General features: G+C 71.1%; 16 protein-coding genes. 11 read left to right on the top strand and 5 right to left on the bottom strand.

The genetic code is table 11. The features are described from left to right. Positions 1 to 11 precede the first annotated feature (11 nt). Together ACIBK1_RS01215 and ACIBK1_RS01210 are read left to right on the top strand one after the other, a co-directional pair. On the top strand, positions 12 to 638 hold the full coding sequence (locus tag ACIBK1_RS01215; protein WP_396731423.1) for a hypothetical protein: 627 nt from the start codon (positions 12 to 14) through the stop codon (positions 636 to 638). A gap of 203 nt (positions 639 to 841) precedes the next feature. Beyond that, on the top strand, positions 842 to 2,893 hold the full coding sequence (locus ACIBK1_RS01210) for a chaplin family protein (protein ID WP_396731420.1): 2,052 nt from the start codon (positions 842 to 844) through the stop codon (positions 2,891 to 2,893). A gap of 333 nt (positions 2,894 to 3,226) precedes the next feature. Here the strand turns inward: ACIBK1_RS01210 and ACIBK1_RS01205 are convergent, their stop codons facing one another. Beyond that, positions 3,227 to 3,418, bottom strand: coding sequence for a DUF5703 family protein (locus ACIBK1_RS01205; protein WP_205831154.1), 192 nt, complete (start codon positions 3,416 to 3,418; stop codon positions 3,227 to 3,229). Positions 3,419 to 3,652: 234 nt separating this feature from the next. Between ACIBK1_RS01205 and topA the strand changes: the two genes are divergently transcribed. From topA to ACIBK1_RS01170, 7 genes are all read left to right on the top strand, one after another. Then, a complete protein-coding gene (topA, locus tag ACIBK1_RS01200) occupies positions 3,653 to 6,358 on the top strand; it encodes a type I DNA topoisomerase (protein WP_081903517.1) in 2,706 nt (901 codons plus the stop codon). Between the two features lie 188 nt (positions 6,359 to 6,546). After that, complete coding sequence (locus ACIBK1_RS01195) at positions 6,547 to 7,869, top strand: metallophosphoesterase (protein WP_231513873.1); 1,323 nt, start codon at positions 6,547 to 6,549, stop codon at positions 7,867 to 7,869. 155 nt (positions 7,870 to 8,024) lie between these two features. After that, complete coding sequence (tmk, locus tag ACIBK1_RS01190) at positions 8,025 to 10,088, top strand: dTMP kinase (RefSeq protein ID WP_030507895.1); 2,064 nt, start codon at positions 8,025 to 8,027, stop codon at positions 10,086 to 10,088. Positions 10,089 to 10,094: 6 nt separating this feature from the next. Further along, positions 10,095 to 11,267, top strand: a complete 1,173-nt coding sequence (locus ACIBK1_RS01185) for a DNA polymerase III subunit delta' (RefSeq protein WP_357320236.1) — start codon at positions 10,095 to 10,097, stop codon at positions 11,265 to 11,267. Between the two features lie 40 nt (positions 11,268 to 11,307). Beyond that, entirely contained in the window at positions 11,308 to 11,865 is a 558-nt protein-coding gene (locus tag ACIBK1_RS01180) for a SigE family RNA polymerase sigma factor (RefSeq protein ID WP_063754606.1), read from the top strand. Beyond that, positions 11,862 to 13,289, top strand: a complete 1,428-nt coding sequence (locus tag ACIBK1_RS01175) for a hypothetical protein (RefSeq protein ID WP_396731415.1) — start codon at positions 11,862 to 11,864, stop codon at positions 13,287 to 13,289. Before ACIBK1_RS01180 ends, ACIBK1_RS01175 begins: the two co-directional genes overlap by 4 nt. A gap of 141 nt (positions 13,290 to 13,430) precedes the next feature. Beyond that, positions 13,431 to 14,276, top strand: coding sequence for a stage 0 sporulation family protein (locus ACIBK1_RS01170; RefSeq protein WP_396724486.1), 846 nt, complete (start codon positions 13,431 to 13,433; stop codon positions 14,274 to 14,276). 57 nt (positions 14,277 to 14,333) lie between these two features. Here ACIBK1_RS01170 and ACIBK1_RS01165 read toward each other — a convergent pair whose 3' ends face one another. Continuing rightward, on the bottom strand, positions 14,334 to 15,509 hold the full coding sequence (locus ACIBK1_RS01165; RefSeq protein ID WP_396731412.1) for an FAD-dependent oxidoreductase: 1,176 nt from the start codon (positions 15,507 to 15,509) through the stop codon (positions 14,334 to 14,336). 56 nt (positions 15,510 to 15,565) lie between these two features. Between ACIBK1_RS01165 and ACIBK1_RS01160 the strand changes: the two genes are divergently transcribed. Continuing rightward, positions 15,566 to 16,102 carry a TetR/AcrR family transcriptional regulator gene (locus ACIBK1_RS01160; RefSeq protein ID WP_076439181.1) on the top strand — a complete coding sequence of 179 codons (537 nt, stop codon included), beginning with the start codon at positions 15,566 to 15,568 and terminating at the stop codon, positions 16,100 to 16,102. Between the two features lie 30 nt (positions 16,103 to 16,132). Beyond that, entirely contained in the window at positions 16,133 to 16,300 is a 168-nt protein-coding gene (locus ACIBK1_RS01155) for a hypothetical protein (protein WP_363423358.1), read from the top strand. A 62-nt stretch (positions 16,301 to 16,362) separates the two neighbouring features. Here the strand turns inward: ACIBK1_RS01155 and ACIBK1_RS01150 are convergent, their stop codons facing one another. The 3 genes from ACIBK1_RS01150 to ACIBK1_RS01140 all read right to left on the bottom strand — a co-directional run bounded on the left by ACIBK1_RS01150 (position 16,363) and on the right by ACIBK1_RS01140 (position 21,216). Then, positions 16,363 to 18,210, bottom strand: a complete 1,848-nt coding sequence (locus ACIBK1_RS01150) for a lectin (protein ID WP_083744626.1) — start codon at positions 18,208 to 18,210, stop codon at positions 16,363 to 16,365. A gap of 242 nt (positions 18,211 to 18,452) precedes the next feature. Beyond that, positions 18,453 to 19,433: an OmpA family protein gene (locus tag ACIBK1_RS01145; protein WP_396731407.1), complete on the bottom strand. Its 981-nt coding sequence runs from the start codon at positions 19,431 to 19,433 to the stop codon at positions 18,453 to 18,455. Between the two features lie 253 nt (positions 19,434 to 19,686). Next, on the bottom strand, positions 19,687 to 21,216 hold the full coding sequence (locus tag ACIBK1_RS01140) for an alpha/beta hydrolase (protein ID WP_396724443.1): 1,530 nt from the start codon (positions 21,214 to 21,216) through the stop codon (positions 19,687 to 19,689). Positions 21,217 to 21,607 lie beyond the last annotated feature (391 nt).

Here is a 21,607-nt window from a genome sequence, read left to right as displayed (position 1 = left end):
GGGGAGGTCGCGTGACGCGCACGTCGCAGGAACGGCGGAGGGCGAGTTCGCCCGCCGCGGTTCCCGGCGTGCGCGTCACGTCTCCCGGCTCTGCGGAGCGGGGCCGGATGGCGCGGTTCGCGGCCGGTTCCCGTCTGGGCCGCCTGCTGGTCGTCGGCGGGCTGATCGCCGCCGGATGGCTGCTCGGTGTGTTCTTCGGTGTCTTCGGCACGGTGACGTCCGTGGCCGGGACCGCACCCTCACATGACGTCGCCGGGTCGGTTCTTCCCGATCATTTCTCAGGTCCGGACCTCGGTCTGCCGCCCTCGCCGGGCGCGGTCGAGTCCCACGGGAAGAGCACCGACGGTTTCCCCACGGCGGCGGACGACGTCTCGGTGAACGCCGAGGCGATGGCGGGGCGCACGGTCGACGGGCTGACCAGCCAGTCGAAGCCTCTGCTCCCCCCACCCTCCACCGCGGACCACGCGCCCGAAGATCAGGGCCTGGTCCCGCAGTCGAGCGGTGGAAACATCCTGTTCGGGGATGTCGCGCGGGACGTGTTCGAACCGCGCTTCACCAAGCTGCCCGCCCCACTGGCGGCGGTTGTTCCCCCGGTGGTCCGCACAGCGGCGGACGACCCGTCTTTCTCTCCTGACTGATCCCGCCTTCGTGCCGGTCCCCGTCGTACGGCGACCGGTGCCACCGCCTGCCCTCGCTCGTGGTGCCCGAGCGGCAGGCTCCCGCGGGTGACGCGGAATTTCCCATCCTCGTGACGTCCACGGCTCCGCTGTGCTCATGCGGCCTGGACATGCGTCGCGAGCTGTCAGGTAACCCCCTAGAAGAACCACTAGGAGCATTCATCATGCGAACGTGGGCGAAGGGCTCGGCCCCCGCGGCGTTTCTGGCCGCCGGCGTCATGGCCCTTGGCAGCGGTACGGCTTTCGCCGACACCGACGGCAGCCATTCCGTGCTCGGCGGCAACCAGGTCGACATCCCGGTGACCCTGCCGATCGACATCAGCGGCAACGCGGTGGCGGTCGTCGGCGAGTCCCGGGCCTCCTCCCAGGGCGGCGCGGCCGTGCAGGGCGAGGGCGTGGGCGCCGGGCAGAACAAGACCTCCGGAGCGGGCAGCATCCTCGGCGGCAACCAGGTCGAAGCGCCGATCAACGTCCCGGTCAACGCCTGCGGCAACGCGGTGTCGGTCATCGGCCGGTCGGACGCGAGCTGCCGCGGCGGCGCGGCCGTCAAGAGCTCGGGACGGCACGCGAGCGCGGGCGGCAACCGCACCAGCGGGGTGCACAGCATCGGAGGCGGCAACCAGGTCGTCGCGCCGATCACCGCGCCGGTCAACCTGTGCGGCAACTCGATCGCCGTCTTCGGCAACGCCACCGCCGGATGCCGTGGCGGTGCCTTCGTCGGCGGCGGCCGTGACGTCGTCCGCGCCGGCGGCAACCGCACCAGCGGCCATGGCTCGATCCTGGGCGGCAACCAGGTGGTCGCGCCGATCACCGTGCCGGTCAACGTCTGCGGCAACTCCGTCGCGGTCATCGGCAAGGCGTTCTCGGGCTGCACCGGCGGCTCGTCCGTGGGCGGCTCCGGCGGCCACGGCCACGGGCACGGCCACGGCGGCAAGGGCGGCCACGGCGGGTACGGCGGCCACCACGGAGGCGGTAACTGGCACCGTCCGGGCTCGGCCGGCCACGACACCGACAGCCGCTACTCCGTGGGCGGCGGCACGCAGGTGGTCTCGCCGATCACCGTGCCGACCGACGTCTGCGGCAACGGCTCGGGCAGCTGCAAGGGCGGCCACGGCCACGGCCACGGCGGGTACGGCGGCCACGGTCACGGCGGCTGGTCCGGCGGGGGCGCGGGCGGCAACCGCACCAGCGGGGTGCACAGCGTCGGCGGCGGCAACCAGGTGGTCGCGCCGATCACCGTGCCGATCAACGTCTGCGGCAACGCCATCGCGATCGCGGGCGACGCCTTCGCGGGCTGCCGCGGCGGCGCGACCGTGATCGGCGGCTGGAGCAGGCACGGCGGCAAGGGCGCGGGCGGCAACGTCACGTCCGGCCGCGGCTCGATCCTGGGCGGCAACCAGATCGTCGCCCCGATCACCGCGCCGATCAACATCTGCGGCAACGCGGTGTCGGTCATCGGCAAGTCCCAGGCGGGCTGCCGGGGCGGCGCCTCGGTCCTCGGCGGCGGCGCCGGCGCGGGTGGCAACATCACCTCGGGCCGGCACGGGATCCTCGCGGGCAACCAGATCGTCGCCCCGATCACCGCGCCGATCAACATCTGCGGCAACGCGGTGGCCGTGCTCGGCGACGCCGCCGCGGGATGCCTGGGCGGCGCCCAGGTGGGCGGCGGCTGGAAGAGCAACGGCCACTGGGCCCACCCGCAGCACAAGGCCGCCCGCAGCGGGGCCATGTCCGCCATGCCGGGCGCGTCGGTGCTGTCGGGCAAGCACACGGTGCAGCCGATGAGCGCCGCCGCGACTCCGTCCGCTCCGGTCGTCGGCGACCTGCCGAACATGCTCGGCCTGCCGGAGACGCCGAGCCTGCCCGCCGCGAAGGGCAAGAAGGCCGGCAGCACCCCCGCGGCCGTCTCCAAGGCCGGTGGCACGCTCGACGACGCGACCCGCTCGCTGACCGCCACCCAGACGCTGGAGGACGCGACCGCCTCGCTGCCCGTCGCCGACACGGCGCGCAACCTGCCGACCGGCGACCTCGGGAAGAGCGCCGGCGTGCTGCCGCTGGACAAGCTGAGCGGGCTCAAGCTGATGAGCGCGGAGCAGCCGGTCGGCCTGACCGGGATGAACCCGGCGTCGTTCCTCGCCCTGGCCCTCGGCGCCATGTTCGCCGCCTCGGCGAGCCTGTTCGCCGTCACCCGCCGCTTCCGGTTCGGCCGCAAGTAGTCGTACGGCCGCGCGTGACGGCACGGGAACACCTCCGGCGGCGACGGCCGTGCGGAAGTGATCCGGCGGCGCGCGGCTGACGGAGGCGAGGGATATCGCTCGCCCGCGCCAGGGAGCGTCTGCCAGATGCTCCCGGCGCGGGCGACCAGAACGCCCCCCACCACCAGTGGAGGGGGCACGAACGCTTTGCCCGTTCCGGGGGCGCGGCCCGGGGCGGGCAAAGCCCTTTTGTCCGGTACTGTTTCGAGACGGATGGGAGCACTACGGTCATGGCATCGATGACATTGCGGATGGGCAAAGCCCTTTTGACCGTGGCGTCCGCGCCCTCGGGGGTCACATGGTCCGCGCGGCTCGTATGATCTTCCGACGCAGCCGGACACGCCTGCTGCCGTCGGGATAAAGGCGTAACCGCTCCAGCTCCCAATCTCCGTGCTCGGCATGCTCCGTGAGCATCTGCCTCGCCGCCTCGCGAGGGGTGTCCCGAGGGAGATACAGGTCCAGATAGGAGTAGTCGAGCACAGCCATTGGTCTCCGGGGCGTGCTAGGGAACTCGGTTGGGCTCTATTCTGCGTCTCCGTGGATAACAGCGCCAGGCGGGTTACATTCCCGGACATAACCGGGTAGCCCGAGGGGGAGGAACGTCCGGCGGCAGGTACCTTCAAAGCGGCGCCTCGTCGGCGCCTCCAGGGGGTAAGCGCCCCCGGCCCGGACGACGAGGGTGTCATGAGCCGGGGAGTACGAAGCCCGGCAGTACGGGGAATGACAGCGGACAGCGAGGTAGGAAGCAGCGTGCCAGCCAACAACGGCAACGCCGGCGGAACCCGCCTGGTGATCGTGGAATCGCCCGCGAAGGCGAAGACGATCGCCGGGTACCTCGGGCGCGGCTACATCGTCGAGTCGAGCATCGGCCACATTCGCGATCTTCCGGAGAAGGCCGATGACATCCCGGAGAAGTACAAGAGCGAGGCATGGGCCCGCCTCGGGGTGAACGTCGACCACGAGTTCGAGCCGCTCTACGTCGTGAACCCGGACAAGAAGTCGCAGGTGTCCAAGCTCAAGCAGCTTCTCAAGGAAGCCGACGAGCTCTACCTCGCCACCGACGAGGACCGGGAGGGCGAGGCCATCGCCTGGCACCTGCGCGAGGTGCTCAAACCCAAGATCCCGGTGCACCGCATGGTGTTCCACGAGATCACCCCGCATGCGATCAGGGACGCGGTCTCCAACCCCCGTGATCTCAACCTCCGGCTGGTCGACGCCCAGGAGACCCGGCGCATCCTCGACCGTCTGTACGGCTACGAGGTCAGCCCGGTCCTGTGGAAGAAGGTCAAGCCGCGGCTTTCCGCCGGTCGTGTCCAGTCGGTCGCCACCAGGCTCGTGGTGGAGCGTGAGCGGGAGCGCATGGCGTTCACCGCCGCCCACTACTGGGACCTCCAGGCGCTGTTCGACACCGGCCGGGCGGGCGACGACCCACGGACGTTCTCCGCAACGCTGACCGGCGTGGACGGCAGGCGCGTGGCCCAGGGCCGCGACTTCGCCTCCACCGGCAGGCTGAAGGGCTCCGACGTCCTCCACCTCGACGAGGCCGCGGCGACGGCCCTCGCCGGCCGCCTCGCGGGCGTGGCCTACGCGGTGCGGTCGGTCGAGCGCAAGCCGTACACGCGCAAGCCGTACGCGCCGTTCCGGACCACGACTCTGCAGCAGGAGGCGAGCCGCAAGCTGGGCTTCTCCGCCAAGTACACGATGCAGGTGGCCCAGCGGCTCTATGAGAACGGCTACATCACCTACATGCGAACCGACAGCATCACGCTGTCGGAGACCGCCGTCGCCGCCGCCCGCAGCCAGGCGATCAAGCTGTACGGCCCGGCGTACGTGCCGGACAAGCCGCGCGTCTACACCAGCAAGGTGAAGAACGCCCAGGAGGCGCACGAGGCCATCCGGCCGTCCGGCGAGGAGTTCCGCACGCCGGGCGAGACCGGCCTGTCCGGGGACATGTTCCGCCTGTACGAGCTGATCTGGCAGCGTACGGTCGCCTCCCAGATGAAGGACGCCGTCGGCGAGTCGGTGTCGGTCAAGGTGGGCGGCACGTCCAGCGCGAACGAGAGCGTGGAGTTCAGCGCCACCGGACGGACCATCACCTTCCACGGCTTCCTCAAGGCGTACGTGGAGGGCGCGGACGACCCCTCGACCGACCGGGACGACTCGGAGAAGCGCCTGCCCACGCTGGCCGAGGGCGACCGGCTCACGGCGGCCGAGCTGACCGCGCTCGGGCACTCGACCAAGCCGCCCGCGCGCTACACCGAGGCATCGCTGGTCAAGGAGCTGGAGGACCGCGAGATCGGGCGGCCGTCGACGTACGCGTCGATCATCGGAACGATCCTCGACCGGGGCTACGTGTTCAAGAAGGGCACCGCCCTGGTGCCGTCGTTCCTCGCGTTCGCCGTGGTCAACCTGCTCGAACAGCACTTCGGCAACCTGGTCGACTACGACTTCACGGCCGAGATGGAGAAGGTCCTCGACGACATCGCCAACGACCGGGCCGAGCGGGTGCCCGAGCTGCGCCGTTTCTACTTCGGCGGCGAGGACGGCGACGAGGGCCTGAAGGAGATGGTCACCGACCTCGGCGAGATCGACGCCAAGGAGATCAGCTCGTTCCCGATCAGGGGGACGGACATCGTGATCAGGGTCGGCCGCTACGGGCCCTACCTCGACCGCGACGGCGCCCGGGTGAACATCCCGGAGGACATGGCGCCGGACGAGCTGACCGCCGAGAAGGCCGAGGAGCTGTTCTCGCGCCCGAGCGGCGACCGCGAGCTGGGCGTCGACCCGGCGACCGGCCGGAAAATCGTGGCCAAGGACGGCCGTTACGGCCCGTACGTCACGGAGATCCTGCCCGAGGAGCCGGCGCCGGAGGACGGCAAGAAGCGGACGAAGAAGGCGGACGCGCCCAAGCCGCGGACGAGCTCGCTGTTCAAGTCGATGGACCTGGACACGATCACGCTGGAGCAGGCGCTGAAACTGCTCCAGCTTCCCCGGGTCGTCGGCCAGATCGACGGCGAGGAGGTGACCGCGCAGAACGGCAAGTTCGGGCCCTACATCAAGAAGGGCACCGACTCGCGGTCGCTGCCGTCCGAGGAGGACCTGCTGACGGTCACGATCGAGCAGTCCAAGGAGCTGTTCGCGCAGCCGAAGGCCCGCGGACGCGGCCGTGCCGCCGCCGCGCCGCCCCTTCGTGAGCTGGGCGAGGACCCGAACTCGAAGAAGCCGGTCGTGGTGAAGGAGGGCCGCTTCGGTCCCTACGTCACCGACGGCGAGACCAACGCGTCCCTGCGCAAGGGCGACACGGTCGAGGACATCACGCTGGAGCGGGCGGCGGAGCTGCTGGCCGAGCGGCGGGAGCGGGCTCCGGCCCCCAAGCGCACGACCCGTGCCAGGACCGCCACGAAGAAGCCCGCGGGGAAGTCCTGACCCCGGTCACCGCGCTGACTCCGGTCCGCTGACCGCGGCCCCGGCAGGGCGCGGTGGGGTGCCCGGGCGGCTTCGCGACTTGTCCACAGCCGGACCCCGGCTGTGGACAACGGACGCGGCTGTCGCTGTCAGCTCGTAGCATCGTCGTCAGCCGGCCCTTGATCGCCAGCCGGTCGAGGGGAGTTCTCGTGGGGTTCGTCGGCATGATTGTGGCGGCCGTCGTCGTCGTGCACGCCTATCTGTGGCGGAGGCTGGTCAGGGCGTCCACGACGCCGGGATCGCGTTCGCGCCGGGTGCTGACGTGGGCGCTCGTGGTCCTCGCCGTCCTGATGGTGGTGACCTTCGGCGGGAGCCGGCTCGGCCTCGGCATGGACGTGGAGCGGGTCGTGGCCTGGCCCGGCTACCTGTGGCTGGCCGTGATGTTCTATCTGTTCGTGTTCGGCCTGGTCATGGAGGTGCCCCGGGCGGTCGCGACGTTCGTCGTGTCCCGGCGCCGCCGTACGGCCGACGCCGCCGCTCCGGCCGAGCGGGCCGAGGAGGAGGCGGCGCCGGTGGACGAGGTGGTCCTCGCCGGCGCGGCGGCCGGGGGAGGCGCCACCGCTCACGGCACGGCCACGACCGGCATGCCGGTGGCGGAGGAGGCCGCGGCGGGCACTCCGGCGATCGACCGGCGGCTGTTCATCTCCCGTACGGCCTCCGCGGTCGTGGCCGCGGGAGCGCTCGCGACCGTGGGTTACGGCGTGAGCACGGCCCTCGGGGATCCGGTGATCGAGCGGGTGCCGATCCGCCTGCCCCGGCTCGACCCCCGGATGAACGGGCTGCGCATCGCGGTCGTCAGCGACATCCATCTCGGCCCGCTGACCGGCCGGGGCCACACCGAGCGGATCGTCCGGATGATCAACGGCCTGGAGGCCGACGCGGTGACGATCGTGGGCGACCTGGTGGACGGCACGGTGGCCGAGCTCGGTCGTCTCGCCACACCGCTCAGGTCCCTCGAATCCCGCTATGGCGCGTATTTCGTCACCGGCAACCACGAGTACTACACCGCCGAGGGCCCCCAGGAATGGATCGAGGAGTTGCGCTCGCTGGGCGTCCGGCCGCTGCGCAACGAGCGGGTCGAGATCCGGCACGCGGGCGCCGTACTGGACCTCGCGGGCGTCAACGACCTCAACGGCGTGCCGTCGGGCGACGGCCCGGACCTCGGCAAGGCGCTCGGGGGCCGCGACGCAAACCGGCCCGTCGTGCTCATGGCCCATCAGCCCGTCCAGGTGACGCAGGCCGCCGCGCACGGCGTCGATCTCCAGCTCTCCGGGCACACCCACGGCGGGCAGATGGCGCCGTTCAACCTGCTCGTGCCGCTGCAGCAGCCCGTGGTCGCGGGGCTGGCGAGCGTGCCGCGCACGGGCGGCGGCGATACCCAGGTCTACGTGACACGAGGGGCGGGCTTCTGGGGGCCGCCGGTCCGGGTGGGCGCGCCTCCCGAGATCACCCTCATCGAGCTGCGCGCCTGACCGCGCCGGACCCCCGGAAACGGAACCGGGCAGAGCATTGGCGCCATCTCGACAGCGAGGACGAGGCGGACGTAATACCCTCAGGCGACGGGCAGGCCCCAGCGGCCCGCTCGTCCGTCTCCCAAGCCCAGCGAGCACCTGGATACGCTGACATCATGAGCACCCCTGGCCGGGCCGCCGCGCGACGCAAGCAGCCGCACGTGCTGACGAACGCGCCGTTCCGCAGGCTGTGGACGGCGATGGCGACGTGCAGCCTCGGCGACTGGCTCAACATCATCGCGCTGACCGCGCTGGCCGGTAACCTGACCGCGGGGTCGGGCTTCCAGGCGCAGAGCCTCGCCATCGGCGGCGTCTTCATCGCCAAGATGCTGCCCGCGATCCTGCTCGGCCCGCTCGCGGGAGCGGTGGCCGACCGGTTCGACCGCAGGCTGACGATGGTCGTCGCCGACCTCGCCAGGTTCGCGGTGGTGCTGTCGATCCCGCTGGTCGGCAACTACCAGTGGGTGATCATCGCGACGTTCCTGGTCGAGTGCGTGAACCTCTTCTGGGTGCCCGCCAAGGACGCCACCGTGCCCAACCTCGTGCCCAAGGAGCGGCTCGAGGAGGCCAACCAGCTCAACCTCCTGGTGACGTACGGCACCGCCCCCGTGGCCGCGGCGCTGTTCGCGATCGTGTCGGGCGTGGTCACGACGATCTCGGCGGCCGCTCCGTCGTTCGACGTCGCCGCCACCAGCATCGCGCTGTACGCCAACGCGCTGGCCTACCTGGCCTCCGCCGTGATGGTCTTCACGCTGCGGGCCATTCCGAAGAACCACGTCAGGCACGTGTCCGCGCCCTCGGTGCTCCGGCAGATCACCGAGGGATGGCGGTTCGTCGGCGGCGACCGCGTCGTACGCGGCCTGATCATCGGGATGCTCGGGGCGTTCGCCGCCGGAGGCGCCGTCATCGGCGTCGCCAAGGCGTACGTGCAGGCCCTGGGCGGCGGCGACGCGGGGTACGGCGCCGTGTTCTGCGCCGTCTTCCTCGGCATGGCGTTCGGCATGTTCTTCGGCCTGAGGCTGCTGAAGGGCCTGTCCAGGCGGCGGCTGTTCGGGCTGTCGATCATGCTCGCGGGCCTGACGCTGGCCGCCGTCGCGCTCATCCAGAACCTGGTCGTCGTGGTCGTGCTGACCGTGGTGCTCGGCGCCTGCGCCGGCATCGCCTGGATCATCGGCTACACCGTGATCGGCCTGGAGGTGGAGGACGGGCTGCGCGGCCGCACGTTCTCCTTCCTGCAGTCGCTGGCCCGGGTGGTGCTGCTGCTGGTCGTGGCAGTGGCCTCGACGCTGGCCGCGCTGTTCGGCACGCACGCCCTCGGGGTCGCCGGGATCAGCTACCGCTTCGACGGCACGAACCTCGTGCTGCTCCTGGGCGCGCTGCTGGCGATCGCCGTCGGGGTGGTCGCGCTGCGGCACATGGACGACCGGCGGGGGGTTCCCATCGCGGTCGACCTGCTGACCGCCCTGCGCGGGCGGCGATTCGAGCCGGAGGAGACCGACCCCGAGCGCGGTCTGTTCATCGCCTTCGAAGGCGGCGAGGGCTCGGGCAAGACCACCCAGTCGCGGCTGCTCGCGATCTGGCTGCGCGACCAGGGCTTCGACGTCGTGCAGACCCGCGAGCCGGGCTCGACCAAGGTCGGCATGCGGTTGCGGGCGATCCTGCTCGACGCCGCCCACCAGGGCCTGTCCCCGCGGGCCGAGGCGATGTTGTACGCCGCCGACCGGGCCGAGCACGTGGAGAAGGTCATCAGGCCCGCCCTACGGCGCGGCTCGACGGTGATCTCCGACAGGTACGTGGACTCGTCGCTGGCCTACCAGGGCGCCGGGCGGTCGCTCGATCAGGAGGACGTCGCGAGGATCAACAGGTGGGCGACGGGCGGCCTCGTCCCCGACCTGACCGTGCTCATCGACGTGCCGCCCGCGGTCGGGCTGCGGCGGATGGCCTCGCCCGCCGACCGCATCGAGGCCGAGCCGCTGGAGTTCCACGAGCGGGTGCGGCGGGAGTTCCGGGCGCTGGCGGCGGCCGACCCCGACCGCTACCTCATGGTGGACGGCACGCTCGACCAGCGGGAGGTGACGCGCCTGATCCAGGACCGGGTGCGGGAGATCCTGCCCGACCCGGTGCCGCAGGAGGCCGAGGAGGCCACCGGCACGATGCCCGCCATCCGCGACTTCGGGTAGCGGCACATGACCGTTTTCGGGGATCTGATCGGGCAGGACCGGGCGATCGACGTGATGCGGCGGGCCGCGTCGGCCGCCGCGGAGGCCGTCGCCGGAGGCCGCGGCGCGGGCATGACCCACGCCTGGCTGTTCACCGGGCCGGCCCTGCGGACCGCGGCCGCCACGGCGTTCGCGGCCTCGCTGCTCTGCCCCGACCAGGGGTGCGGCCACTGCGACGCCTGCCATCAGGTCGAGGTCGGCTCGCACCCGGACGTCACGTTCGTCCGGCCCGAGGGCCTGTCGTACAGCGTGCGGCAGACGCGCGATCTCGTGCTCAAGGCGGCGGGGGCGCCCACGCTCGGCCGGTGGCGGATCGTGCTGTTCGAGGACGCCGACCGGGTGACGGAGGCGGCGGCCAACGCGCTGCTCAAGGCCATCGAGGAGCCGCCGCCGCGGACCGTGTGGCTGCTGTGCGCGCCCTCCCCGGACGACATGATCATCACGATCCGCTCGCGCTGCCGGGTCGTGACGCTGGGCACGCCCTCCACCGAGGCCGTCGCGAACGTGCTGGTGACCCGCGACGGGGTGCCCCACGACGTGGCGCTCGACGCCGCGCGGGCGGCCCAGGGGGACATCGGCCGGGCGCGGCGGCTCGCGCTGGACGAGGAGACGCGGCGCCGGCGCGACGAGGTGCTGTCGATCCCCCGGTCGCTGACGGGTGTGGCGGAGTGCATCACCGCCGCCGAGCGGCTGGTGAAGACCTCCACCGAGGACGCCGACGCGGCCACGACCGCGCTGAACGAGGCCGAGACGGCGGAGCTGCGCAAGGTCTACGGCGAGGGCTCCTCAGGCAAGGGGCTCAACAAGGGCCTCGTCCGGGGCGGCGCGGGCGCGATCAAGGAGCTCGAGACCATGCAGAAGTCGCGGGCGACCCGTATCAAGCGCGACTCCCTCGACCTCGCGCTGCTCGAACTCGTGGCGTTCTACCGCGACGTGCTGGCCGTGCAGTTCGGTGCGCCGGTCGAGCTGGCCAACGAGGATCGCAGGCACGAGGTGGAGGCCGTCGCACGGGCGTCCACCCCCGAGCAGACGGTCCGCCGCACGGACGCGATCATGCAGTGCCGGGAGCGGCTGGCGGCCAACGTGAACCCGCAGATCGCGGTCGAGGCCATGACCCTCGCGCTCCGTTCGCCCGCATAGGACGCAAGCAACCCCGGCGGGCGTACGGCGTCTCTGGTACATGAAGGCCGAAACGCTCGATCTGGATCAGCAACCCGGGGGGCCCGTGCCCGTCCCGTCTCCGTCGGCGGGCGCCGACGACACGATCAGCGGTCTCTACGCCGAGCACGCCCTCGGCCTCACCCGCCTCGCCCTGATCATGGTCGGCGACCGGGAGAGCGCCGAAGACGTGGTGCAGGAGGCTTTCCTCGGCCTGCATCGGCGCTTCGACCGCCTGCGTGACCGGGACAAGGCGCTCCTCTACGTGCGCGCCGCAGTGCTCAACAACGCCCGCACGGTGCTGCGCAGGCGGCGGCTGCCGTCCCGGTTCGCCGGTACGTACGACCCGCCCGTCTGGTCGGCGGAGTCGGTCGCGATCCTCGGCGCGGAGCGACGGGAGGTCATGGAGGCCCTTCATCGCCTGCCCCGGCGCCAGCGGGAGGCCCTGGTCCTGCGCTACTACGCCGAGCTGTCCGAAGAGGAGACGGCGCGGGTCATGAAGATTAGCCGGGGCACCGTCAAGTCCACCACCTCCCGGGCGCTCGACGCGCTCGGCCGCCTCCTGGGAGAGACCCGATGAACGACGTCATCCGCCGGTTGCAGGACGCCGCCCACGCGGTGGGGGAGACGGTCGACGCCGTCCCGCCGTTCGGCCCAGGGGCCACCCCGGCCCGCCGCCGTATGCACGTGGGCACCGGACGGGGCAGGACGTGGCTGATGCCGGTCGCGGCGGCGGCCGCCGTGACGCTCGCGGTCGCGGGCGGCGCGGCCGTCGCGCGCCATGGCGGCGGTACCGACGACACGGCCGCCGGCATCGCCGTCGGCCCGGCCGCCGACCCCGTCTTCCTCGCCCACATCGGCGACCCCGGCGACATCACGATCAGGAGCGTCACCGACGGGCACAGCACCGACGTCGTGCCGCGGCCCGCGACGGACGAGGGATTCTTCGCGGTCCAGGCGACGCGAGACAACCGGGTCTTCTATGCGGCCACCATCTCGGACGGCTGCCGCTCGCGGCTGTACCAGTTCACGCTGGACGGGGAGGGGAGGGTCGCCTCACATGGCGAGCTTCCGTACGCGCCGCCGGGAGGCACCGAGATCACCGCGCTCGCGGTGAGCGGCGACGGTGCGACGCTCGCGTACGGGCTGTCTTCCTGCGAGTCGGAGCAGCCGCGCGTGTCCCTCGTCGTCACCGACACCGCGACCGGCGGCAGCCGTACGTGGACGTCGACGCACCCGGCGAGCATCCGGGATCTCTCCCTGACCGAGGACGGACGCCGCGTGCTCCTCACCAGGGCCATGGGAACGGCTTTCGGGATCTCGGAAGTACCCCGGCCTCCCAGGTCGGAGCCCCCGGACTCGGGTGCGGAGCCTTCACCGGTCAACACGGCTACGTCTGCGCCGGGTGCGGAGGCGAGTGCGACTTTCGAGTCGGCGTCCGCCGATCCCGCGGCGTCCGATCTCCCCGGGGCCCTGCCGGACGGATGGGGATGCAGCGTGCGGTCGATGGGCGCGGAGCCCAGCGGCTCTCCGGATGTCACTCCGAATGCGAAGGTCGCCTGGGCCTGCTCGGGTCCGCGGGATCCGGTGCTGCTCGACACCGGCGTCGCCGGCACTCTCGACGACGCGCGTGTGATCAAGCTGACGTCTACGACAGGGACGCCCCCGAACCTGATTTTCGGGGCCACGATCACCCCCGACGGGTCGCGAGTGATCGCGGCGCAGACGACCCTCAAGCTGAGCACGGCAGAGGAGGCCGCGAGAAAGGACGACTTCGACGGCATCGTGGCGTACGACCTCGAAGGGCGTCAGATCGAGGTTCTCTACGCCCACGGCGACAGAGGGGTGGTTCCGATCGGGATGCTCGACGTGGACGGCACCGGCCGGAACTTCCTGGTCTCCAGACCCGGCGAGCTGGGCGAGATCACCCCGTCCGGCTACCGGCCGCTGCACTCCTACGACGTTCCCCCGCAGGGCGTGCCCGTCGGCAAAGTGGCCTGGTAGGCGCATCACTCCGGCGGGGCCGGCGATCCGGCCCCGCCGCGGTCGTCCACAGCCGATGATTGCCGGTGCCGTACGGCACGTATGGTGGGTTCGGACGCGTTAGCCGTACGGATCGAGGAGGGCCGGCGCTTGGGCATGATGATGGCCGTGAGCTTCACCCGCTACGGACGGCTCTACTACCTCGATCCGGGCGGCCACTCACCCAAGGTGGGCGACAAGGTCCTCGTGCCGACCGACTCCGGGCCCGAGGTCGCCGAGTGCGTGTGGGCGCCGCAGTACGTGAGCGAGGACGTCGAGGGTCTGCCCGTCTGCCAGGGCATCGCGGCCGAGGAGCATCTGGCCCGCGACGAGACCAACCGCCGCCGCAGGGCGGAGGCCCGCAGTGTGTCCAAGCGCCTCATCAAACGACACGAGCTGCCGATGAAGGTGGTCGGCGTCGACTACCTGGACGCCGACAACGTCTACACCGTCTACTTCTCCGCGCCCCACCGGGTCGACTTCCGCGCTCTCGTGCGCGACCTGGCCCGCAACCTCCGTGCCCGGGTGGAGCTGCGCCAGATCGGCCCGCGTGACGAGGCCAGGCTCCAGGGCGGCATCGGCCCCTGCGGGCGCGATCTGTGCTGCGCGACGTTCCTCAAGGACTTCGAGCCGGTCTCGGTGCGGATGGCCAAGGACCAGGACCTCCCGGTCAACCCGCTCAGGATCGCGGGCGCCTGCGGGCGGCTGATGTGCTGCCTGAAATACGAACACCCGCTCTATCAGGAGTTCCGGGCGTCGGCGCCGCGCACGGGCCTCGCGGTGGACACCCCTCAGGGCCCGGGCACCGTGGTGGGGCACAACGTGCCGTCCGACTCCGTCATCGTCCGCCTCAACGAGGGCGGTCGCCGCTGCGCCTGCTCCAAGGCCAGCGTCTGCTCTCCGCGCAAGCAGCATGACGCGATGTACGGCGACGCCCAGGCGGTGGCGGTGAGCGAGCCCGAGGAGTAGCGGGCAGAGCTCCAGTCGCCGAGCTTCACCAGGCGTCCCTTCCGGTGGAGTGGGCGTTCACGCGGCGTGTCGTCTGTTCAGGCCGGACAACTGCCAGGCCAGCCGGGTGCGGACGGCGGGGATGCGGCCGGCCAGGGCGATGATGAGGTTGCGCAGCAGGCGGCGGCCGGTGGCGGCGGTGGCCAGCGTGGTGAGCCGCCCCGCGAGGGCGACCACCTGCTCGGCCTGCGCACGGCGGGTGGCCGCATAGGAGTCGAGCAGGCTGTCCGGTTCGCCGTCGAGCACCCGGGTCAGCGCCTCGCCCAGGTGCACGGCGTCGTCGATGCCCAGGTTCATGCCCTGGCCGCCGGCGGGCGAGTGGACGTGGGCGGCGTCGCCGGCCAGCAGGATGCGGCCCTGGCGGTAGGTGTCGGCGATGCGGTGGTGGACCCGGAAGCGCGAGCTCCAGATCAGCTCCTGCACCCGCGCGGGCTCGGCCTCGGGGCCACGGGTGTCGAGCAGGTGCTGCACGAAGGGGATGCCGGGGTCTTTGGGGGCCTCGTCCACGGTGGCGACGATGCGGTGCAGGCCGCCGGGTAGCGGGGCGACGACGACCATTCCGGCGGGCGAGAAGTACAGGGTGACCTCGTTCTGCGGCACCCCGCCGGACAGGCGGACGTCGCTCAGGACGAACGACTCGGCGTAGGTGCCGCCGGTGAAGCCGATCCCGGCGCTCTGGCGGACGGTGCTGTTCATGCCGTCGGCGCCGATCAGGTAGGCGGCCCGGATCTGCTGCCCGTCGTCCAGAGTGGCGGTGACGCCGTCGGCGTCCTGCTCGACGCGGCTCACCCGGGCGGGCCTCGTCACCTTGCCGCCGAGCTCGTGCAGGCGGGCCAGCAGGTGGGCCTCGGTGTCGGCCTGGGAGATCATCAGCGTGTAGGGGTAGGCCGTGGGCAGGCCGCCGAACGGCACCGGCACCAGCGCCTTGTCGCGGTCGCGGATGGTGAAGACCGGGATGTGGATGCCGTGCGCGGCCAGCCGGTCCGCCACGCCGTACGGCTCCAGGACTTCCAGGGTGCGTGCGTGCACGACGGCGGCGCGAGAGGTGTTGGCGCCCTCCGCCTGCGCGTCCACGATCATGACCTGCCGGCCGTGCTGGGCCAGGACGATCGCGGCGGTGAGCCCGGCGGGTCCGGCTCCGATGATGAGCACTTCGGCGTTCACGGCGCCTCCTTTGTCAACGGTTGTTGGCATGAACGTATGCCCGCCGCGAGTATGAAGTCAACAGTTGTTGGCCTACAATCGTTGACATGAGGAGATCCTCCGCCGAGACCAAGGCCGTGATCCTGGCCGCGGCCCGCGAACGCTTCGCCGCCGACGGCTACGACAAGGCGACCATCAGGGCCATCGCCGCCGACGCGCGGATCGACCCGGCCATGGTCATGCGCTACTTCGGCACCAAGGAGAAGCTGTTCGCCGCTGCGGCCGAATTCGATCTGGAGCTGCCCGCGTTGGCGCCGGACCAGGCCGGCGCCGGCCTGGTCCGCCACTTCCTGCGCAAGTGGGAGGCCGACGAAGGGCTGCAGGTCCTGCTCCGCACGGGCGTGACGAACGAGGCCGCGGCCGAACGCATGCGGACGATTTTCGCCGGCCAGGTCATGCCGCTCGTGATCGACCTGACCGGCGATCCAGAGCGCGCTCCCGTGCGGGCTTCCCTGATCGCCTCGCAAGTGCTGGGCCTGGCTTTGTCCCGCTACATCTTGAAGTTCCCGCCGATGGTGGCGGCAACGGAGGAAGAGCTCATCGCGTGGCTGAGCCCCACGGTCCAGCGCTACCTCACCGAGTGAAACGGGTGCGGCGACAGGTCCGGCTGCCGAATGCGGAGTAATACGCTGCCGGAGCCCGCGCTGACCGCGGCCCTGGCGGCCATGCTCCCGCCCGCGCAGGCCACCGCCTTCTTCCAGGCCGACCTGACGGCCGTGGTCCGGGGGATGCCCGACGACGAAGCGGCGATCGTCGAGAGAGCCGCTCGCCGGCGTGCCTGACGTGCGACCGGCCAGGGACGGCGCTCAGCGCGCCACCCCTGGCCGGCCGGCCGCGGACAGCGTCAGACGCGAGTCCACTTCTGGTTGGTCTCGCCGTGGCAGGTCCAGATGTGCACCTTGCTGCCGTTGGCGGTGCCGTAGTTCGACACGTCGAGGCACTTGTTCGCCCCGACCGCGGTGATGGTGCCGTCGGAGTTGAAGCGCCACTTCTGGTTGTTCTGCCCGTTGCAGTCCCAGATGATCACCGCGGTGCCGTCCGCGGTTCCCGCGCCGTTGACGTCCAGGCACTTGTTGCCGTAGACACGCAGCTCACCCGCGCTGGTGGAGGTCCACTGCTGGTTGGACTGCCCGTTGCAGTCCCAGATCTGCAGCTGTGCCCCGTTGGTCTGCGAGGCCTCGGTGACGTCCAGGCACCGGCCCGAGCCCGTACCGCGGATCGCGCTCGTCCCCTGCGGAGTGCCCGTCGGCGAGGCCGAGGGCGAGGGTGAGGGCGATGCCGGGGGTGTGGGCGAGGGGCTGGTGGTCGGCCCCCCGTTGCCGCTGAACTGCCACCAGTTCACGTTCATCAGGTAGCCGCTGCCGCCGGTGAACCTGAGGTACAGGTCGTGGGTGCCGCTCGCGCCGGTGACGGAGCAGGAGACGGTCGTCCAGTTCTGCCAGCCGCCGGTGCCCGGGACGTCGCAGGTGCCCATGAGCGTGCCGGTGGCGCTGTCACGGCGCAGCTCGATCTTGCCGCCGCTGGCGCCCGAAGCCACCCGTGCGGAGAACGAGGTCGCGCCGTTGCCGAAGCCGACGCCCTTGACCTTGATGTAGTCGCCGTTCTCGATGAACCCGACGTTCATGCCGCCCTCGCTGGAGACCTCGGTCTCCACGCCGGACTCCCAGGCGATGGTCTCGGCCTCCTGCCGCACGTACGGGTTCAACGTGCCCACCTGGGGCGCCCCCGTGGTGGTCATGTTGATCGTCGGGATCGTGCCGTCGGCGTTGTAGGTGAACTTCTCCACCGCGACCGAGCGGGTGTAACCGCCACCGCCCGGCAACGCGCCGTTGTGGTAGAAGAAGTAGGAATTGCCGTTGAAGTCGACGATCCCCGGGTGGTTGGTGAAGCTGCTGCCCTGCGTCGACATGATCGTGCCGCGGTAGGTCCACGGCCCGGTCGGGCTGGAGGATGTCGAATAGGCGATGAACTCCGAGCAGCACTTGGCCGCGAACACCATGTAGTAGAGGCTGCCCCGCTTGTAGAACCAGGGGCCTTCTTCGAACAGCGTCGGCCGGTTGGCGTCCCCGGTGCGGGTGCCGAACCCCGACGTGGTCAGGTTGACCTTCGTCGGGCTGCCCGAGTAGGAGGTCATGTCGCTGTTGAGCTTGACGTACCACAGGTTGGGGTTGCCCCAGTAGAGGTAGGCCTGCCCGTTGTCGTCGATGTAGACGGTGGGGTCGATCTCGCCGTTCTCGACCAGCGGGTGTCCCAGGGCGTCCCTGAACGGCCCGGTGGGGCTGTCGGAGACGGCCACGCCGATGGCCATCCTGCCGGTCGACCGGTTGGTCGTGGGGACGTACCAGTAGAACTTGCCGTTGCGGTAGATGGCCTGCCCGGCCCACGCGTCCGATTTCGCCCAGCTGAAGCTGGAGACGCTCAGCGGGGAGCCGTGGTCGGTCCAGTTCACCATGTCGGCCGACGACCAGACCCGCCAGTCCTTCATCGTGAAGTAGGTCGAGCCGTCCTCGTCGTGGCCGGTGTAGAGGTAGACCCGGCCGTTGTAGACCAGCGGCGCCGGGTCGGCGGTGTAGATGGTCTGCACGATCGGGTTGTCCGCCCTGGCCGCGCCGGCCGGGAGCAGCACCAGCACGCACAGCAGGCCCACGATCCAGGCGACCGTGCGTCTGGACAGCGATAATGCGGATCTCACATGCGCCTCCTGAAGTGGTGCTCGCTCACCGAGCGTTTTGGTCGGGTTACGTTAATGTGAGCGCTAACAAAACCACGGATGGCGACCGCGGTCACGCGGCGGAGCAAACCGCATGTGCGAGGGACGGTCAAGGATCCGGACCTACCCGGCAGGGCGGTCAGCGGCCGGATCACCTGTGCCGAACTGGGGTCGGAGTTCCGATCGAGGGGGCACGGAGTGTGAAAGTTTCACCGTCGCGGCGGTTAACGTACGGGCACGTGGTCGAACCTGCCGAAGGGGCCGGCGTCGAAAGTCACGCTCGTGACCCCCGGAGGGGGCGCCGGCACGTAGAAGAAGCCGCGGTTGCCCGTGCCCGGTTCGACGTTGAACGTCGCCCAGCCCGGGTCCACGTAGTCATCGGGGCCACGCGGGTCGTCCGGCCCCATCCGTACGGCGCGATAGACGGTCCGTGAGGCGGGGTCGACGACCGAGAAGCCGGTGTACCAGCCGCCGATGTAGGCGATGTCCCCTCCGAATCCGGTCCCCGCGCCGAGGTTCCCCGGCCCGAGGTTGACGATGTCGAACACTGCGACGAGGTAGGCGCCGTCGCGGTAGAAGGGCTTCACGTCGATGCGGAGGCGCTGCCCGGACGGCCGGCCGGTGGAGGTCCGGCCGGCCACGGTCTCGCCGTCGTCCGCGTGGAACGGGGCCGGCCGTCCTCCGCCCGTGGTGGGCTCGTCGGTCCGGGTCCCCGCGGTTTCCGAGGCCGTGGAACCGCCGGTCGGCTGCTTGACGCGGTAGGAGACCTCCACGCGCCGGTTCCTGGCACGCGCCTCCTCGTCGTCCGTCCCGCCCTCGCGGGCGACGGGCTCGGTCTCGCCCTTGCCCGTCGCGCGGAATCGGTACGCCCCGCCGAGGCGTGCCTGCAGTTCCCTGCGTACGGCCTGCGCACGCCGCAGGGACAGGGCCATGTTGTACGCGTGCGTGCCCTTGCCGTCGGTGTGGCCCTCGATGAGGACGGGGGGCCTGGCCGGATCGGCCTTCTCCCGGGTCTCCTTCGCGACGTCGTCGAGCACGGCCCTGGCCTGTGCCGTGAGCCTCTCCGAGTCGAAGGCGAACAGCACGTCGGTGCGCAGCCCCACGGTCTCGTCGCCGCCGCTCGCGATGGTCGTCTTCTCCGCGCTCTCGGTGATGCCGTACAGGTCCTGGACGCTGCTGGTGACCTGTCCGGCCGGTTCCCGCACCGGCCACGACACCGTGGTGCCCGGCTGCGGAGTGCCGCCGGAGGCGGCCGTAGGTGACGGACGGCCGAGGCGGTGCCGACGAGGCGCCGCCGGAAGAAGGCGCCCACGGCCCGCCCAGCGCCCCGCATCCGGACACCGTCAGGACCGCGACCATGGTCACTGGAACGGTCAGCTCGCGTGATCGCCACCGGTAGGCCATGTGCCGCAAGTGTAGGGATGCGGACTCCCGATCTGCCGGAGAAAGTAATTCAGATCAGCCCGTCTTCGGACAGATCGTGCCGCTCTTGGGTGCGCGCAGGGCGAGCAGGTAGTCGTCGACCGCGTTGTCCACACATGCCGAGCCGCTGCGGTAGGCCGTGTGCCCGTCGCCGTCGTAGCCGAGCAGCACGCCCGAGGTCAGCTCCGAGGCGAGCCCCTGAGCCCACTCGTACGGCGTGGCGGGGTCGCGCAGGGTGCCCACGACGAGGATGGGCGGCGCGCCGGTGGCCTTGAGCGGCTTGTCGGTGCCGACGGGCTTCGCGGGCCAGTAGGCGCAGGGCAGCGAACCCCACATCACGAACGGCCCGAAGTGCGGCGACGCCTTGGCGGACTCGCCCGCGGCCTTCTGATAGACGTCGAGCGACTTCGGGTACGGGTGGTCCACGCAGTTGACGGCCATGTTCGCCTCGGTCTGGTTCGAGTACGAGCCGTTGGCCCGCCGGTCGACCAGCAGGTCGGCCATCTGGAGCAGCTCCGTCCCGTCGCCCTGGTTGATCGCCTTGCCCAGGGCCTCACGCAGCCGGGGCCAGGCCGCGCGCTCGTACAGCGGGGTGGCGATGCCGATGACCGTCCACGCCTCGTTGACGGGCCGGCCGTCGCCGAGGTCGCTCCTCAGCGGCTGCCGGTCGGCCCTCGTCAGCAGGTCGCTGATCTCCTTCATCGCGCCGTCGACCGTACGGCTCTTGAAGGGGCACGATCCGTTGAGGAAGCAGTCCTCGACGAAGGCCTTCAGCGCCACCTCGAAGCCCTTGGCCTGCACCTCGTTGGACTTCAGCGCCGGCACGGCCGGGTCCACCGCGCCGTCGAGCACGAGTGCCCGCACGTGCTTGGGGAACAGGTCGGCGTACATCGCGCCCAGATAGGTGCCGTACGACTTGCCGAGATAGGTGAGACCGGGGTCGCCGAGGACGCCGCGCAGGACGTCCATGTCCCTGGCCGCGTCGGCCGTGCCGACGTGGGGGAGCAGACGGGCCGACTTGGCTCCGCAGCTGTCGGCGAACAGCTTGGACTCCTTGTCGAGCGCGGTGACTTCGGCCGGCGTGTCCGGGCTCGAGTCCATCCCGATGTACGCGTCGAGCTGGGAGGCCGTCATGCATGTGACGGGGGTCGATTCGCCCACGCCGCGCGGGTCGAACCCCACGATGTCGAACTGGGCGCGCACCTTGTCGCTGACCACGGATCGGGCCGCGCGCGCGTAATCGATGCCGGAACCTCCGGGCCCGCCGGGGTTGATGAGGAGGGAGCCGGTGCGCTTGCCGGTGGCCGGCAGGCGGATCACGCTGAGGTCGATGCGCTCGCCTGAGGGCTTCGTGTAGTCGAGGGGCACCTTGATCTTGGCGCACTGGAAGCCGTCGCCGCACGCCCGCCAGGTGGGCCGCTGCGCGTAGAACGGGCGCAGCTCCGCTGTGGGCGCATCGACCGCCGGCTGTGCCGTCGCGCCTGCGTTCGGCTGTTCGGAGGTGGCCGGGGCGTGGCTGGAGCACGCCGTGAACGGCAGCAGCGCGGCCAGCGCCGCGACCGCCATTCGCCGGCTCTGACCGCCGCCGTACCGCGTACGAGGCGATAGGACCTTCGCTTTCTGCCCAGCCGATCGCATACCCGTTGTTTCCCCTGCTGTCGCGTGCGTGACGAGCACCAGCATGCCGTCTGCCGCGGGCGGGCGGCGACCTCACGACGAGGGCCGCGTGGGATGAGGCCAAATGTCTGGGGGCCCGTCGGCGCCGTCGGGCGAGACAGGGCGCTTTTCCTGTGACAGATGCGCCTGGTATGCCCTGTCTCCGCTGGTCATCGGGTAAAGGGAGGGCCAGTTGGCGGCTGGGGAAGTTTTACCGCTCTCCGATGAGCGGATCGCGCTCCCGGAGCGCCCGGAGAGCCTTCTGAGGGCCGCGACGCTCCGGACGGCGACGGGTGCACGA

It is taken from the genome of Microbispora rosea (assembly GCF_044460045.1).
Taxonomy (GTDB): Bacteria; Actinomycetota; Actinomycetes; order Streptosporangiales; family Streptosporangiaceae; genus Microbispora; species Microbispora rosea.
The sequence above is the reverse complement of the archived record's forward strand: the minus strand, read 5'-3'. Positions and strand labels throughout refer to the sequence as shown.